Source organism: Mesorhizobium sp. M1169, assembly GCF_040318345.1.
In the GTDB taxonomy this organism is placed as follows: Bacteria; Pseudomonadota; Alphaproteobacteria; order Rhizobiales; family Rhizobiaceae; genus Mesorhizobium.
On the sequence record NZ_JAMYME010000013.1, the window covers coordinates 65,564 to 81,664 of the forward strand.

11 protein-coding genes, 1 tRNA gene and 1 pseudogene are annotated in these 16,101 nt (G+C 63.2%); 2 read left to right on the plus strand and 11 right to left on the minus strand.

Annotation, left to right across the window (positions count from 1 at the left end):
• Positions 1-177 precede the first annotated feature (177 nt).
• Positions 178-1,617, plus strand: coding sequence for an FAD/NAD(P)-binding protein (locus NKH41_RS15515; protein ID WP_352769916.1), 1,440 nt, complete (start codon positions 178-180; stop codon positions 1,615-1,617).
• Positions 1,618-1,697: 80 nt separating this feature from the next.
• On the opposite strand, the gene NKH41_RS15520 is transcribed toward NKH41_RS15515, so the two are convergent.
• Together NKH41_RS15520 and NKH41_RS15525 are read right to left on the minus strand one after the other, a co-directional pair.
• Entirely contained in the window at positions 1,698-3,293 is a 1,596-nt protein-coding gene (locus NKH41_RS15520) for an ABC transporter substrate-binding protein (protein WP_352769919.1), read from the minus strand.
• A 96-nt stretch (positions 3,294-3,389) separates the two neighbouring features.
• A complete protein-coding gene (locus tag NKH41_RS15525; protein ID WP_352769922.1) occupies positions 3,390-4,985 on the minus strand; it encodes an ABC transporter substrate-binding protein in 1,596 nt (531 codons plus the stop codon).
• Between the two features lie 342 nt (positions 4,986-5,327).
• Between NKH41_RS15525 and gcvA the strand changes: the two genes are divergently transcribed.
• Entirely contained in the window at positions 5,328-6,338 is a 1,011-nt protein-coding gene (gene gcvA, locus NKH41_RS15530; protein ID WP_352769925.1) for a transcriptional regulator GcvA, read from the plus strand.
• A 31-nt stretch (positions 6,339-6,369) separates the two neighbouring features.
• Here gcvA and NKH41_RS15535 read toward each other — a convergent pair whose 3' ends face one another.
• The 9 genes and pseudogenes from NKH41_RS15535 to NKH41_RS15575 form a co-directional block, all read right to left on the minus strand.
• Positions 6,370-7,230, minus strand: a complete 861-nt coding sequence (locus tag NKH41_RS15535) for an NADPH-dependent oxidoreductase (protein ID WP_352769928.1) — start codon at positions 7,228-7,230, stop codon at positions 6,370-6,372.
• Between the two features lie 68 nt (positions 7,231-7,298).
• Positions 7,299-8,375 (minus strand): LLM class flavin-dependent oxidoreductase, encoded by a 1,077-nt coding sequence (locus NKH41_RS15540; protein ID WP_352616972.1) that lies wholly within the window; start codon positions 8,373-8,375, stop codon positions 7,299-7,301.
• A 74-nt stretch (positions 8,376-8,449) separates the two neighbouring features.
• Positions 8,450-9,805 carry an LLM class flavin-dependent oxidoreductase gene (locus NKH41_RS15545; protein WP_352769931.1) on the minus strand — a complete coding sequence of 452 codons (1,356 nt, stop codon included), beginning with the start codon at positions 9,803-9,805 and terminating at the stop codon, positions 8,450-8,452.
• A complete protein-coding gene (locus NKH41_RS15550) occupies positions 9,802-10,983 on the minus strand; it encodes an acyl-CoA dehydrogenase family protein (protein WP_352769934.1) in 1,182 nt (393 codons plus the stop codon). Before NKH41_RS15550 ends, NKH41_RS15545 begins: the two co-directional genes overlap by 4 nt.
• Positions 10,984-10,987: 4 nt before the next feature.
• On the minus strand, positions 10,988-11,329 hold the full coding sequence (locus NKH41_RS15555; protein ID WP_352769936.1) for a DUF3088 domain-containing protein: 342 nt from the start codon (positions 11,327-11,329) through the stop codon (positions 10,988-10,990).
• A gap of 7 nt (positions 11,330-11,336) precedes the next feature.
• Positions 11,337-12,685 (minus strand): annotated as a pseudogene (locus tag NKH41_RS15560) (LLM class flavin-dependent oxidoreductase).
• Positions 12,686-12,698: 13 nt separating this feature from the next.
• Positions 12,699-13,874 (minus strand): acyl-CoA dehydrogenase family protein, encoded by a 1,176-nt coding sequence (locus NKH41_RS15565; protein ID WP_352540175.1) that lies wholly within the window; start codon positions 13,872-13,874, stop codon positions 12,699-12,701.
• A gap of 24 nt (positions 13,875-13,898) precedes the next feature.
• The gene (locus NKH41_RS15570; RefSeq protein WP_352769940.1) at positions 13,899-15,338 is read right to left on the minus strand and encodes a SidA/IucD/PvdA family monooxygenase; all 1,440 of its coding nucleotides are present in this window, start codon (positions 15,336-15,338) and stop codon (positions 13,899-13,901) included.
• A gap of 643 nt (positions 15,339-15,981) precedes the next feature.
• Positions 15,982-16,066, minus strand: a tRNA-Leu gene (locus NKH41_RS15575).
• Positions 16,067-16,101 lie beyond the last annotated feature (35 nt).

Below are 16,101 nucleotides of genomic sequence, written 5' to 3' on the forward strand. Positions count from 1 at the left end.
CTCGGGCTGGTCGCAAAGGGCGTTCCTATCTAGCGCCTGCCAAACCCGCTGAGTGAAAGAATGCCTTTCGTCAGCTGGCAATTATTGTTTTTTTGACATCGGGTTACGGGAAAGCACGATGATCGTTGCCGGGGCGATGGGCTGGAGCCACGACCACCGGCGTCGCAAAGGTTCTTGATGCTTCATACCCCTTCCTCCCCGCTACGCTCGATCCCTCGTTCAATCATCATCGTTGGCGGCGGCTTTGCCGGCGCGGTTACCGCGATCAAGCTGCTCGACCGTTCAACTGAGCCGCTGGCAATCACCATCATCGAGCGCCGGGCCGAGCTTGGTCGCGGCGTTGCCTATAGCACCGTCGATCCACAACACCTCGTCAACGGCGCGGCGCGCATCTTCTCGCTGCATCCGGACGATCCCGATCACCTCGTTCGCTGGCTTATGGCGAATGGGCCGGAGCACGGCTGGACACCGCCCGAGGATGTCCCGGACTCAAGCCCGCCGCGCTGGCTGTTCGGCAGCTATGTCCAGTCGGAACTGACAAGAGCGATCAGAGAAGCAGATCCGCGTTCTTCGCTGCGCCACATCAAGGCATCCGCCGTCGACATGCTGACGGGTCCGTCCGGGGTATGCGTCGGCACCAGCGATAGCCAGCAATTGCTGGCGGATGAGGCGGTACTGGCAACCGGGGTGTTCCAGAGCCAGCCGTCCACCACGGAAGCAGCCGTCGTCGGCGATCCCCGTTATGTCGCCAATCCCTGGGATTCGGCGGCGCTCGATCGGCTCGCCGGCAGCAAGGAACTGCTGCTGATCGGCTCCAGCCTCAGCATGGTCGACGTCGTCGCCAGCATGGAAGCGCGCGGCTTCAAGGGCGGTTATCGCGTCGTGTCGCGGCGCGGACAGATCGTCGAACCTCGGCGCAACGTGGAAGCGTGGCGCGATTTCCTCGCCGGGCGGCCGCTGCCGAAAACCACCAGGGCGCTTCTCGCACTGGTCAAGGCCGAACGCCGGGCAATCGAACCCACCGGCCTGGACTGGCAAGGGCTGCCGCTGACGATCCGGCCGTGGATCCTGGCCTTGTGGCAAGGCGCCACCGACAAGGAGCGCTTGAAGTTCGCACGCCATCTGCGCGCCTTCTGGGATGTCACCGCGCACCGCGCGGCGCCACCGAGCTTTGAGCGCGTGGCACTGGCGCGAAGCCAAGGCCGTTGGACGGGTCGAGCGGGACGGGTGCTGGCACTCCATCCGCAGGCAAACGGCATCGTCGCTGAAATCCGCTGGCGTGATACCGGCGCGGTCGAACGGTTGCGCTTCGACGGCGTCGTCAACTGCCGCGGCCATCAGGAGCATGATTGGCGGCGGATCGCCGATCCATTCGTCCGCAGCCTGCTTGAGAACGGCATCGTCAGGCCCCATGCGACCGGCTTCGGCATCGACGCGACGCATGGCGGCCAAGTGATTGCCGGTAACGGCAAGACCCATGGCAATCTGTTCGCCATCGGCCATCCGCTGCGCGGCGTCGCCTGGGAATCGAGCTCGATCGGCGAACAACTAGCGCAGGCCATAGCCCTTGCCGGCCTTCTGGTCGGCGCCAGCCCAAGGCTGCGTGCTTTGGCCTGAAGTTACCAGCTTTGCGAAATGGAAGAAACGAAAACGGCCGCAGCTCTATGCGGCCCTTCTCTCATGATTGCCCGGCAGATTTAGGCGTTCGGGTCGAGATAGGCGTCGGCGAAATTCGCTGACAGGCCTTCGGCGCCAGGCGCGTAGTTCTTGACGGTTTTGCGGGCGATGATGATGGTCGGTGGCGCGATCAGATTGATGATCGGCAACTCGTCGGCGATGATCTCCTGGAACTTGAAGAAGAGCTGCTTGCGCTTGGCCTCGTCTAGCTCGACCGATGCGGCTTCCAGCAACCGGTCAACCTCCGGGTTCTCATAGTGCGCGCCGTTGGAGAACGGCAGCCCTTTCTTGATGTTCTTCGACCAGTAGAGTCGCTGTGCGCCGGCGCTCGGATCGAAGATGTTGCCGCAGGATTCCGTCGACAGGTCCCATGTGCGGTCGGTGTAGATGGTTTTGACATAGGTGCCGAAGTCGAATTTTTCGATCTCGGCATCGATGCCGATCTTGGCCAATGCCTGCTTGAGGAAGTCGGCATAGCCCCACGGATTGTAGGGATTGTTGGTGAGCCTGAGCTTGAAGCGTACGCCGTCAGCCCCACGCTTGAAACCGGCCTCGTCGAGCAGTTTTTCCGAGAGCGCCGTATCGAACGTCGCGGCCTTCACATCGGGATCGAAATACTTCTTGTTGACGACGCTGATCGGCGTCGGCGAGACTTGGCCATAGCCGTAAAACACGATTGCATTGATCGCGTCGAGGTCGATCGCGTGCGCGATTGCCTGACGGACCTTCTTCTCCTTCAGGATCGGGTTTTCGAGGTTGATGATCAGTTGGTGCAGCGGGCCGCTATAGGCGAAGACCGTGCTGTCGACGACGAATTGCGGCAGCGCCTTGAAACGCTCCAGGTCGGCGAAGGCCACCGGGTTCGGTCCGATGTCGACCTCGCCCGTTTCGAGCGCCGCAGCGCGCGCGCCCGGATCGGTGATGAAGCGGAAGATGATCCGGTCGAGATAGGGTTTAGGCGCATCCCAATAGGTCGGATTCTTTTCGACGAGGATGTGGCTGCCCTTTACCCATTCCTTCAGCACAAACGGCCCGCTGCCGATGATCTGCTTGAAGGACGGATCGTTGGCCGGCCTCAGCTTCTCGTAGATATGTTTGGGCACGACAGGCGATTCCGTCGCGGCCAGCCCCGAGATCAGGGCGGCGGATGGCTTCGACAATTTGATCTTCACGATATGCGGGTCCGACGTGTCGATGTCGGTGACGTTCTGGAAGGTGATGCGCCCGCGCGGATGCGCTTCGCGCAGCCGGGAGATAGAAAAGGCCACGTCCTCGGAGGTCAAATCATGGCCATCGCTGAACTTCACCCCCTGGCGCAGCTTGAAGACGTATTCGAGCCCGTCGTCGCTGATCGACCATTCGGTGGCCAGTTGCGGTCGCGGATTGAGATCGTAGTCGTAGGCGAGCAGGCCGTCGAAAATCTTCGGACCGATGGTGGCCGGTCCGCCAGCGCTGGTGTTGATGGAAACGATCTGGTTGGGCTCGGGATAGTAGACGAAGTTGAGCGTGCCTCCGGCCACCGGCTTTGCGTCTTCTGCGAATGCCCCGGCGGGAAGTCCAGCACTCGCGCCGGCCAGCAGCAGGAACTGATTGAACAGGCGTCGATTGATGGTCATGGTCGGTACTCCGAATTGCGCGATTTATCTTTGATGGAGAAAAGTCGGGATCGTCGTTTTCACGCGCCGGTCCCAACCAGAGGGCTTGCAGAACGCTTAGGCGTTTGGCGCGAGCCATATCTGCGCGAAGCTGTTGTTGATCCCCTGAGCGCCGGGCGCAAAATCCCGGACCTTCTTGTTGGCGACGATCTGGGCGCCGGCGGCGACCAGATCGACCGACACCACGTCGTCATGGATGATGTGCTGGAATTTGTACCAGAGCTCGCGCCGCTTGGTCTCGTCGGGCTCGATCGCCGCCGCTTCGAGGATCTGGTCGACCTCGGCGTTTGCATAGTGGCTTGCGTTGGAGAAGACGAGGCCGATCTTGAAGTTCTTCGACCAGTAGGCGCGCTGGACGCCGAGCGTCGGATCGAAGGTGTTCGACAGCGACTCGACGACCAGGTCCCAGGCGCGGTCGGTGTAGACGGTCTTCAGGAACGTCGACAGGTCAAGCTTCAGGATCTCGGCATCGATGCCGACCGTCGCCAACGACTGCTTGATGAAATCGGCATAGGACGCCGGCAGGAACGCGTTGTAGGCAAGCCGGAGCTTGAAGCGCGTCCCATCGGCGCCACGCGGATAGCCGGCGTCGTCGAGCAGCTTCTCCGCCAGTTTGGGGTCGGGCTCGCGCGCCTTGATGCTGGGGTCATACCATTTGGGCAGCGCCGTGCTGATCGGGCTCGGCGATACCTGCGCATAACCGTAGAGCGCGATGTCGACCAGCTTCTGCAGGTCGATTGCGTGGGCGATGGCAAGGCGCACATCGCGCTTGGTCAGGATTTCGTTCTCGTAGTTGAAGAACAATTGCTGCTGTGGGCCGGAATAGGCGTAGGTGTTGGTGTCGACGACCAGAGCGGGGTTTGCCTTCAGCCGTTCGATGTCGGCCAGCGGCACGGGATTGGCGCCGATATCGATCTCGCCGGTTTCAAGAGCCGCCGAACGCGCGGCCGGGTCGAGGATGACGTGCAGGACGATGCGGTCGAGGTAGGGCCGAGGCGCGTCCCAATAGTCCGGATTGCGGTCGAAGATCAGATGGCTGCCGGGCACCCATTCCTTGAGAATGAAGGGACCGGTGCCGATCGTCTGTTCGAGCTTCGGCTGTTCCGCCGGCTTGAACGTTTCGTAGACGTGCTTCGGCACAATTGGTGATTCCGAGCTGCTCAGTGCCGTGATCAGATAGGGCGCCGGCTTCGAAAGCACGATGATAGCAGTATGCGGATCAGGCGTCTCGACCGCGGTCACGTTTTGGTAGGTGATGCGGCCGCGCGGATGCGCCTCCTTCAGCCGGAAGATGGTGAAGGCAACGTCTTCCGACGTGAAGTCCTTGCCGTCATGCCATTTGACGCCCTCGCGCAGCTTGAAGGTGTAGCGCAGGCCGTCATCGCTGATCGACCACTCCGTCGCCAGCAGCGGTTTCGGGCTGAGGTCATAGGCGAAATCAAGCAGACCTTCATTCACCTTGGGACCGATCGCCTGGCCGGTGCCCGACGAGGTGTTGATTGCAATCAGCGACGTGGGGTCGGGATAGTAGGCCCAGTTGAGCGTGCCACCCTGGACCGGCGTTCCTTCGGCAGCGAAAGAAACCCCGGGCAATGCGAAGCTCGCACCGCCAAGCAACAGCAGCTGGTTGAAATGACGACGATTGACAGACATGGCCTTGAGCTCCGGAAAACGGCTTCGATGGCATCCGGCGGCCGAACACACTCCGGCGCCTCGACGCGATGATCTCTGCCACGCCGCAAAACCGGAAGAATGATTTTCTATCGTCTGCCGAAAGCACCGCTTCGCACGACCGTTTCATTCCAGGATCTGGCAAAGCTGCTCGACGCCCAAATCAGCGCTCCGATCTTATTTCTACAAGAATTGTAGACATTACGATTTTTTAGATTTCCGTTCCCGCTGCCGCGACGCTGCGGCAAACGAAATTTTCCACCGGGCACTTTGGCGCAAAGCCCGCCCTCGTCGCGCCCGGCCTGAACGTGTTGAATGCGCTCCATGGTCGATCTCATTCGCGCAAAATCAAGGAAGCTGCGGCCGACGCTGGCGAGGCTTCCGCCGCTGACGTCGCTTCGCGCTTTTGTCGCAACCGCCCGCCACCTGAGCTTTACGCGGGCGGCCGAAGAACTCCATGTGACGCCTGCCGCCATCGGCCAGCAGATCCGCCTGCTCGAGGATCACCTCGGTCAACCGCTGTTCCATCGCAACCGCGGCGAGCTTCTGCTGACGTCGGCCGGCCAGGCGCTGATGCCCGGCCTCACCGAGGCTTTCGACGTCGTTGTCGAGTCGGTCGCGCGGATTTCCGGCGACGAGGAGGATGCGCCGATCAAAGTGTCGGTCGCGCCCTCCTTCGCCAGCAAATGGCTGATCCCGCGCCTCGACGCACTGCGCGACGCGGTACCCGGCCTAGAAGTGCTGGTCGACGCATCGACCAGGCTTGCCGACTTTGCTAGCGAAGACGTCGACTGCGTCATCCGCTACGGGTCGGGCGCCTATGGCGGCCTGCTGACGGAACGGCTTTTTTCGGAGGCGGTGCTGCCCGTCTGCAGCCCGGAGTTTGCTCGCATGCACGGTCTCTATCGCGGGCCGGAGGGGCTGCGTGACGCACCGATCCTGCATGAGGACGGTCCGGAACGCGATCCAAGCTGCCCTGACTGGAAGGGCTGGCTGAGATCCAACGGCCTGTCCGGCCGCTTTGTCGAGGGCGGTATACGGCTTAGCCAATCGTCACTGGTGCTCGACGCAGCTGCTGCCGGCAAGGGCATCGGTCTCGGCAAATTCCGGCTGGCCGAGCCTGACCTTGCCGCGGGGCGTCTGGTCAGTCCATTCGGCTCACCGCAGCCGGTCGAGTTTTCCTATTATTTTGCGACGACGCCGCACAAGGCGAAGCTGGAGACGGTCGAGCGCTTTCATGGCTGGCTGAAGGCCGAGGCGCGCCAGCTCGGCGCTCTCGACGTCCCACCGCCGGCGGCGCTTCCGGCGCGCATCGCCATTATCGCGGCCGAATAGCCTCGCCGCGGTCTCGCGAGCAGGCGCGCGCCTATTTGAGCTTGAAGCCCAGCGCTTTGAGCACTTCGCCCAGGCGATCACGGCCTTTCAGCGCTGCTTTGCTGCCGATGCGGTTCGAAACCAACTCTGTCCAGTCCACCACAGGCATCGCCTGCTCCTGCTGGAATAATCGAAGCCTCTGGTTGTAGGCTGCAAGATCGTCCGGATCGGGCTCTGATCGATAGCGCTCGCGGTGCAGCACCGCAGCCTGCGGCAGTCTGGGCTTGATGTCAGTCGCAGCCAGGAGATCGGGATAGCCGACGGTCAGGCCGAACACCGCCACGGTTTCCGGCGGGAGGCCGAGTTCGCGCGCCACCTCCTGCGGATGATTGCGCATCGCGCCGATGTAGCAGGAGCCGAGCCCGAGCGCGTCGGTCGCCACCACGGCGTTCTGTGCGGCAAGTGCGGCGTCGATCACGGCCAGCAGAAAACTCTCCTGATAATCGAGCCCCTCGCCCACCCGGTCGTTTGCCTCGGCAATGGCGCGCAGCCGCGACAGGTCGGCCAGCCAGACCAGCAGCAGCGGCGCCTGCTCGATATGGCGATTGATCGCCGCCAGTTCGGCAAGCCGCGCCTTGCGCGCCGGATCCTCGACTGCGATGACGCTCCACGCCTGGAGATTGGAAGAAGTTGGCGCCGACTGGGCGGCGGCGACGATCAGTTCCAGCGTCCCTTCGGGAAGAGGCTTGGCGAGATAATTGCGGACCGAGCGATGCGAAAGGATCGCCTCGAGGGCTTCGTTCCAGGTTCCGGTATGCGCGCTTTGCGGCGCTCGATAACGCCGCCGTAGCGCCGCTTCACCACGCAGGTCAGCGTCGGAAGGGCGGATGCTGAAGGCGGCCGGCTGTGACATCGTCTTCCCTACTGGCAATCTGGCTTATCCGGTGTTCTGACGACCCCAGGTCATTCAAGAAGCGCGGCTTAGGCCCCGTTGCGCAAAAGCGGAAGCAACTGATCGCCTTGCCGCTTGATCTCGGAAAGATACGGCGTGTCCGAGAGCACGAAATGCGTGATGCCCAGATCCCGGTATCTGCCGAGCGAGCGGGCGACGTCGGCGGCCGAGCCGACCAGCCAGGTGGTGCCAGCGCCGCCGCCGCCATATTTGCCCGGCGCAGTATAGAGATTGTCGTCCAGCACCTCGCCGCGCGCGTGCAGATCGAGCAGACGCTGCTGGCCCACCGCTACCGCCCGACCGTGATCGTTCCAGCCGGCTCCCTGGCCCTTGGCCATCTCGTCGACCTTCGCTTCTGCGTCCGCCCAGGCCTGCCCAGCGGTGTCGCGGACCAGCGTGGTGACCCGCAACCCGAACTCCAGAGGCGGGAGGTCTCGGTCGAGTTCCCTGCTCAAGGCTTTGAGCCGCTCGATCCGCTCCCGGACGCCGTCGAGCGGCTCACCCCAGAAGAGCTGGACATCCGCCTCGCTGGCCGACACCCGCTCCGCCGCCTCCGACGCGCCGCCGAAGTAGAGCTTGGGATGGCGACGATCGCCACGGACATGGATGCGGGGCATCACGGTAGAGCCAGTGACCTGGAAGTGCTCGCCCGCAAAGGTCACGTTCTCTTCAGTCCAAAGTCTGCGAACCAGGCGCATGAACTCTCTGGTACGGGCATAGCGATGTATCTGGTCACCTTCGCTGTCGCCATAAGCAGCGAGGTTGTCCTTGCCTGACACTATGTTGATACGCACGCGACCGGCGGTCAGCTGGTCGAGCGTGGCTACGGCGGATGCGAAGTGCGCCGGCCGCCAGTACCCCGGGCGGATCGCGATGAGCGGCTCGAAGGAGGTGGTCCGCGCGGCGAGCGAGGCCGCGACAGTAAAAGTGTCGGGCCGACCCCAGCCGGTACCGATCAGCGCGCCCTTCCAGCCGTATTCCTCAAGCGCCTTTGCGTGGCTGGTCAGCGTCTCCAGGCTGTTGTGGTTCTCGACGGCCGGCTCGCCGCGGTGACCGGGAGCGACCTGGTTCGGGATGTACCAAAGAAATTCGGTATCAGCGCTCATTGTCGGGCCTGTATTTTGGCCGGGCATGGAGGTCAATGGCAGGACCCTCCGCTCCGTTGTATTTTGATGATCATTCAAAGGGCTGCCCCTAGCAGCCCTGGCGCCTTGCTCGGCTGCGGTGCAAAGCGGCTTTCGGGCCTGATAAGGCCGAGATGGTCGCGCAGCGTGCGCCCTTCATATTCCGTTCGGAACACCCCTCGCCGGCGCAGGATCGGCACCACCGTATCGACAAAGACCTCCAGTCCGGTCGGCAGCACGTCCGGCATCAGATTGAAGCCGTCGGCGGCGCCGGCGACAAACCATCTTTCGATATCGTCGGCGATCTGCTCCGGCGTGCCGACGATGGTGCGGTGGCCAGTGCTGCCGTTCAGCGCCCGGATCAGCTGGCGAACCGTGAAATCATTGCTGCGGGCGAGCGCGAGCGTGGCCTTGAAGAAGGTGTGGCCGCCGTTGGGGGGCAGTTGAATCCCTTCCGGCAACTTCTCATCGAGCTTCAGCCGCTCGCGATCGATGCCGAGCACGCCGGACAGCCGCCCAAGGCTGTAGTCGAGCGGAATGCGATCCCACAGCTCTTCTTGCCGCCGCTCCGCTTCCCCCTCTGTGCTGCCGATGATAGTGGCTAGGCCGGCGAGGTTGAGCGGCACGCCGCCGGTGCGGCCATAGGCGACGGCACGCGCCTTAAGTTCCCGCGCATAGCCGAGCGCTTCCTCGAAAGATTGCGATGCGGAAAACACGGCTTCGGCGTGGCGGGCGGCGAGGTCCTTGCCGTCATCCGACCCGCCGGCCTGGACGACCACCGGATGCCCTTGCGGCGAACGCGGCACATTGTGCGGCCCGTGCACCGAGAAATGTGCGCCCTTGTGGTCGATGGCGTGAACCTTGGTGGCATCGACGAAGCGCCCGCTGGCGACGTCGCCGATGAAGGCATCGTCCTCCCAGCTGTCCCACAATGCCTTGACGATGTCAGCAAATTCCGCCGCGCGCTCGTAGCGCCAGCCATGATCGATGGCACCGTTGAGGCCGAAATTGCGGGCCGAGGCGGGATCGGCCGTGGTGACGATGTTCCAGCCGATGCGTCCGTCGCTGACATGGTCGAGCGTCGCGAAGCGCCTGGCGATATTGTAGGGCTCGTTGAAGCTGGTTGAAGCGGTGGCGATCAGGCCGATGCGCTCGGTTGCGGCGGCTACCGTCGCCAGCACAATCGTCGGCTCCAGAGATGTGATCGGCCGATAGTCAATGCGGTCCGAGATTGCTGCCTGATCGGCAAGAATGATGGCGTCGAGCTTGGCGCGCTCGGCGATCTTCGCCACGTGCACATAGTGGCCGACGGTGAAGGCGGCATAGGGGTCGACGCCGTCCATCCGCCATGCCGCCGGCGAGAAGCCGGCATGCAGGATGTTGACGTTGAGATGGAGCTGCCGGCCGCTCATCGAAAGACGCCGGGCTCGGGATATGCGCCGGTCAGATACCAGGTGCCGACGGTGCGGGTCTTGTATTCGGCAGGGTTGTGCAAGGTGTGAATGCGTGCGTTGCGCCAGAAGCGGTCGAAGCCGTATTTGCGCACCGCCGAGCGGGCACCCATGACCTCGAATATCTCGGTCGTGACTTCGAGCGCAACATCGCCTGCCAGCACATTGGCCGCGGCGACGGCAACCGCCGCCTCACCGCGTTCTTGCTCGGTCAGCGCCTTGCCGCGCGCGATCGCATGATCGATCGCCGCCGCCGCGCGATCGGCCAGCGCCGTCGCCGCCCGCGTCTTGACCCACAGCTCGCCATACTGCCGCTTGATCCATGGATCGTCGATATGGCGCTCGACGCCGGAATACATCCACGGCCGCGAACTGTTGAGCGTATAATCTCGCGCCGCCAGCAGCGCGCCCTGGGCCGTGCCGACAAAGACATTGAGCAACACGCTCTGCTGCTGCAGCGGGCCGATGGTGCGGATTGGCAACGACGCGTCGACCCAACCGCGCACCAACTCGCTGTCGTGGATCCTGACGTCCTTGTAGGCGACCTTGCCGCTGCCGGTCTGCGTCTGGCCGATGCCGTCCCAGTCATCGAGAACGGTGATGCCTTCACGGTCCGCGGGGATCGCTGCAAACTTCCTCTCGCCGCTGCTCTCGTCCTCCCACGAGGTCGAAAGATAATCGGCAACATGCGAGCCGGAGGCAAAGGGTTTGAAACCATTGACGATCGTCCACTCGCCATCCTTGCGGCCGAACAGCGTTTTGGAAAAGCTGTTGCCGGTGTTGCCCCAGAACCAGTCGCCGGCAGCCGAACGCCGAAGCAGATCGGCTGAACGCGGCTCGTCCGAGTTGAGCCTGGCGGCGATCAATGCGCTGAAATGGTAGCCATAGATATGGCCGATCGAGCCGTCGACCTTGGCGAACTCGCGGCCGATCTTCAGCGCCGTCGAATAGGGTTCGCCGGCGCCGCCGAATTCCTTGGGAATGACGATGGTGAGCAGGCCGCTTTGCTTGAGAAGACGTATCTGTTCGGTAGGCCTGCCGCCAAGCTGGTCGCGCTCGACCGCATCGCGGGCAAAGATGTCGCGCAGCTCGACCGCCTTGGCGATCCATGGATTGGACGTATCGGGATCGAAGGTCATCGTCTCACTCATGCAGATGCGGAAAGCCGTGGCGCTCGGCAAGCAGTGCAAGAATGCGCCTGGTGTCATCGGCGAAGACCTTGCCCTTGGCCGTCGGCAAGTCGGCGGGCGGATCGCTGCCGATGATCAGCACCGGCAGCGACTGGTGCCGTTCGCCGAGCGCGTCGATCACCTTGCCTCTCGGCCTCGAAAACGGCACGCGCTCAACGTCGAGTCTGGCGGCGAGATCGGGAAAGGCTGCGAGCAATCCCTCAACCTGGTTGCAATAGGGGCAGACGAACGTCTGGCCCGGCTGATTTGGGTCGGCGAAACCCGGCTGGATGAGAAAGAGCGTGTCGCGCGCCATTGCCGGCCTATTCCGCAGCTGCCGCGGCATGCCGCGAAAAACGGTTTGCCGGTCGCTTCAGGCCGAGATTGTCGCGCAAGGTGCTGCCCTCATACTCGTCGCGGAAGAGGCCACGGCGGCGCAGTTCCGGCACCACCAGCTCGATGAAATCCTTCAGGCCGCCGGGCATGATCGGCGCCATGATGTTGAAGCCGTCGGCGCCGTAATTCTCGAACCGCTCTTCCATGGTGTCGGCGATCTGTTGCGGCGTGCCGACCACCTGCCAGTGGCCGCGGGCGCCGGCGATGCGCAGATAAAGCTGCCGGATCGTCAGGTTCTCGCGCCACGCCAGATCGATCACCAGCGCTTGCCGGCTCTTGCCGGCATTGGTCTCCGGCAAATCCGGCACCGGCCCGTCGAGCGGATAGGCGCTGAGGTCGAAGCCGCCGGCCAGCGCCGAGACCAGACCGAGGCCGACTTCCGGCTGGATGAGATCCTGCAGCTGTTCGAACTTCCCCCGCGCCTCGGCTTCAGTGCGGCCGACGACCGGGAAAATGCCTGGCAGGACTTTCAGGTCATCCTCCGAGCGGCCATATTTGCCGAGCCTGCCCTTGACGTCGGCATAGAAGGCGGTGGCTTCGTCGAGCGTGATCTGCGCGGCGAAAATCGCTTCCGCGGTACGAGCCGCCAGCTCTTTGCCCGGACCCGACGCGCCGGCCTGGACCACGACCGGACGACCGTTCGCGGCGTGTTCAGGGGACCACGCACCTTGAAGTGCTGGCCCTTGTGGTTCAGCACATGCAGTTTGTCCTTGTCGAAATAGCGCCCGCTTGCTCTGTCGCGCGGGAAGGCGTCATCCTCCCAGCTGTCCCACAGGCCGAGCACGACATCGGCGAATTCCTCGGCGCGGTCGTAGCGCTCGCCATGCTGGATATGCGTCTCGTGACCGAAATTGAACGCTGCCTCCGGATCGGAAGAGGTGACCAGATTCCAGCCTGCGCGCCCGCCGCTCAGATGGTCGAGCGACGCGAACTGGCGGGCCAGATTGTAGGGATCGGAAAAACTGGTCGACGCCGTGGCGATGAGGCCGATGTTCCTGGTCACAGCCGACAGTGCCGACAGCAGCGTGATCGGCTCGAACGGATAGACGCCGCTATGCGCCTTGCGGCTGGCGGCCTCGAGGTTGCTCAGCCGCGCCGCGACGCCATCGGCAAAGAAGATCGCGTCGAATTTGGCCGCTTCCGCCAGCCGGGCAAGTTCGACGTAGTCGCCGAGGCTGGTCCCCTCGCCTGCCGCTGGATGGCGCCAGGCCGCCACATGGTGACCGGTGAAGAGCAGAAACGCTCCCAGCTTGAGCTTGTCCTTGCGCCTGGCCATTTTTTTCGCCTCCTCAGCGGTACAGTCCGCCGGCCGGGAATTCCCCGGTCAGCAACCAGGTGCCGATCGTGCGCTTCTTGTATTCGGCCGGATTGTGCAGCGTGTGCGTGCGCACGTTGCGCCAGAACCTGTCGTAGCCGTTGGCCTTGGTGGCTGAGCGGGCGCCCATCACCTCGAAAACCTCGCTCGACGCGTCGAGGCCGACTTGTCCGGCGTAGACATTGGCGGTGGCGAGATCGATCGCCGTCTGCCCGCGCTGCTCCAGGGTCAACGCCTCGCCCTGGCCATAGGCGGCATCGAGGCTGCATGCTGCTATATCGGCCAGTTCGGCCGCGGCGAGCGTGCGGATATAGAGGTCGCCATATTTGCGTTGCACGAACGGATCGTCGGTATGTTTCTCATAGCCGGAATAGACCCAGGGGCGCGATTGCGAGACCGTATAGTCCCGGCCTTCGCTCAGCGCTCCTTGCGCGCTGCCGACGAACAGGTTGAGCAGGACCGCCTGCTGGAACAGTGACGTCAGCGTCTGGAACGGCGTCAGCGGCACCGCGGGCGAGCCAATCAGTTCGTCGTCGCCGACATGCACGTCCTTGAACGTCACCTTGCCGCTGCCGGTCTGCCGCTGGCCGACACCATCCCAGTCATCCTCGATGACGATGCCCTCACGATCAGCCGGGATCGCTGCCGCTAGTCTATCCTGGCCGTCCTCCCAGGCAACCTGGATGTAGTCTGCGATGTGGGAACCGGAGGAGAACGGCCGAAAGCCGCTCAGGATCCAGCCCGTGCCGTTGCGCCTGGCCGTCGACGTCTTCGACATGGCGTTGCCGGAATTGCCCCAGACCCAGTTCTCCCTTGCCGAGCGTGTCAGCAGCCGGTCCCTCTGCGCCTGCGTGCCACGGAACAGCACGCCATTGAGCGGCAGATGATGGTATCCGTAGAGATGGGCGAGCGAGCCGTCGGTGCGGGCGAATTCGCGCACGACGCGAAGCACCGACAGCCAGGGTGCGCCCTTGCCGCCATAGCGCTTGGGAATCTGCGCCGACGGCAAACCACTTTCCTTCAGCAGGCGGATCTGTTCGACGGGCCGGCCGCCGGCCTTGTCGCGCGCCACGGCATCCCGATCGAAGATTTCGCGCAGTTCGACCGCCGTGGCGACGAACGGGTCGGAAAGGTCAGGGCTGAAGGTCATCGGCGTTTGTCCATGGAAATGCGTCTATTCCGCCGCGATGGTCTGCGCCGGCCGCGAGACGGAAGCGGCATAGGCGTCTTCGCCGAACTCGGCCGGATGGCTCCCGGTTATGCGGCTCTCATGGCTGTCGAGATCGGCGAGGAAGAGATCGCGGCTGATGCGCGCGACAACGGCCGGCACATCGCGCCTGATCGACGGCACATCGCCGATCGGCAGGCCGAAACTGACAAAGCCGCCGGGATTGAAGACATGGATATTCCTCAGGAATGGCGCCTCCCCCGGCGCCTTCTCGAGAAATTCATGGCCGAGGCCGAGATAAGGATGGGCGCCGAAAAATTCATCCAGCTCTGCTTCCGGCGGCGCGTACTGGTCGCGCCATAGCCGGATGGTGGCGGCGAAATCGGCGAACTCAGGCTTGCGCGTCGGGTCGGCGAAATAGCCGGTGCCGGCGACGACGAAGTCGAACGCAAACGTCTCGCCTGCGATATCGGTGACGACCTTGCCGTCTTCGACATCCGCATTTGTCCAGGGGGCACCGAGATGGAGATGAAAATTCTGGTGCCGCACCGCCCGCTCCACCGCATCGAGCGGCGGCGTTGAACCGGCCTCGCGGAAGCGCAATGCCTGGCGCCAGCGCACCGCATCGGGCAGCCGAGGATAATTGTCATAGGCGCCGGGATAGCCGCGCACGCGGTTGATCGGCACACTGGCAATGCTGTTGCGGCGGGCAAAGAGACGCACCGATTTCGCGCCGGCCTCAAGGGCAGCTCCGGCCGCATCGAATGCCGAAGCCGCCGACCCGACGACAGCCATTGCCTTGCCCTTGAGCGAGGCAAAATCGATTGCCGCCGAACTGTGTGCGACAAGGCCCCGCGGCAAGGCGGCAAGTACCGCCGGTATCACTGGACCGCCGCTGCCGCCAAAGCCATTGGCCAGAATGATCTTGCGCGCCGTTTCGACCGATGGCGTGCCGTCGGCTTCGAGGTGGAGGCGAAAAAGCCCGCCGGCCGGCTCGATGCGAATGAGACGCGTGCCGTAACGGATGCCGATACCGAGGAACGCGCGATACCATTTCAGGTAGTTCGCCCAATCCGTCCGTACGATGCGGTCGAAACCGGCATAGGCTTCCGCACCGTGGCGGGCTTCGTACCAGGACTGAAAGCTCAAGCCCGGCAAGCCGAGTTCCGGCCCCGGCAAGCCCTTTGGCGTTCGCAGCCGGTTCATCCGTGCATGAGTGAGCCAGATGCCGGCCTTGCTTTCATCCGGTGCCGCGTCGACGACAGTGACCTTGCCAATGCCGGCACGCCTCAACGCGAAGACAAAGGTCGCCCCCGTCTGCCCACCGCCAACGATGAAGACATTGTGGTCGATGCCTTCCCGGTCCGGCACCCAGTTCTGCGGATCGGGGCCGATCAGCCGGAGCGTCTCCCGGGCGTGGTGATCTGGATCGGTCGGTAAGGCCATTTCGGTCCCGGCTGAAGTTGAGCCTCATCAAACTCCGCCTCGGTCGGCAAACAGTCCAGAAATGTTCGCTTTGATTGGCCGGTAGTTTTTTTCACTTGCATTGCAACGACGCGCTTTCACAGCCGACGAATGGGCGGCGCGTGTGGCCTCCCTGAAGCCGGGGCATCTTTTTGATATTGCAGCGGGCTCAAGCGCACTGGTCATTTTATTTCTTACGGCTCACGCGTAATGCGCCGACGCAGTCGGGCATTGGTGTCGAGCACATCAGCGGCGTCGCGTGGTCAGCGGGATCAAGCTTGATCTTGGTCGACCGACATGGGTGACGTCCGCCATCTGAAAGACGGCAGATCGCGGATACACCAGCAACGGTCCTCGCAGGATAGGACAGCGCAGCTACTCAACAGGCGTCCCAAGAGGCCCGTCGGCTACTCCATCGCAGGAACGAAAACCAGAAGAGTAGCGGACCTTTCGTGTGCAGTTTTTGCACACGATCTCTCATAACATATTGATTTTATGTATTGATCTGTCCCATCCATCACCGGACATTGCGGAGTATCCTGGTGGAGGTGGGCGGCCGACACGATTCGAACTCTGGCGCGACAGGTGAAATGACTGCCGTTCTCAAAGTTTGTTGGCCGATAGTTGGTGCGGGTGGTCGGGCTCGAACCGACACTCCTTTCGGAACTGGATTTTGAATCCAGCGCGTCTACCAGTTTCACCACACCCGCAAGGCGCTAACTCATTTACCTCTCAACGCTCTCAT

Excerpts from the sequence above, each read along its gene's own strand:
- NKH41_RS15515 (WP_352769916.1), top strand. The coding sequence starts at position 178 with ATGCTTCATACCCCTTCCTCCCCGCTACGCTCGATCCCTCGTTCAATC.
- NKH41_RS15520 (WP_352769919.1), bottom strand. The coding sequence starts at position 3,293 with ATGACCATCAATCGACGCCTGTTCAATCAGTTCCTGCTGCTGGCCGGC.
- NKH41_RS15525 (WP_352769922.1), bottom strand. The coding sequence starts at position 4,985 with ATGTCTGTCAATCGTCGTCATTTCAACCAGCTGCTGTTGCTTGGCGGT.
- gcvA (WP_352769925.1), top strand. The coding sequence starts at position 5,328 with ATGGTCGATCTCATTCGCGCAAAATCAAGGAAGCTGCGGCCGACGCTG.
- NKH41_RS15535 (WP_352769928.1), bottom strand. The coding sequence starts at position 7,230 with ATGTCACAGCCGGCCGCCTTCAGCATCCGCCCTTCCGACGCTGACCTG.
- NKH41_RS15540 (WP_352616972.1), bottom strand. The coding sequence starts at position 8,375 with ATGAGCGCTGATACCGAATTTCTTTGGTACATCCCGAACCAGGTCGCT.
- NKH41_RS15545 (WP_352769931.1), bottom strand. The coding sequence starts at position 9,805 with ATGAGCGGCCGGCAGCTCCATCTCAACGTCAACATCCTGCATGCCGGC.
- NKH41_RS15550 (WP_352769934.1), bottom strand. The coding sequence starts at position 10,983 with ATGACCTTCGATCCCGATACGTCCAATCCATGGATCGCCAAGGCGGTC.
- NKH41_RS15555 (WP_352769936.1), bottom strand. The coding sequence starts at position 11,329 with ATGGCGCGCGACACGCTCTTTCTCATCCAGCCGGGTTTCGCCGACCCA.
- NKH41_RS15565 (WP_352540175.1), bottom strand. The coding sequence starts at position 13,874 with ATGACCTTCAGCCCTGACCTTTCCGACCCGTTCGTCGCCACGGCGGTC.
- NKH41_RS15570 (WP_352769940.1), bottom strand. The coding sequence starts at position 15,338 with ATGGCCTTACCGACCGATCCAGATCACCACGCCCGGGAGACGCTCCGG.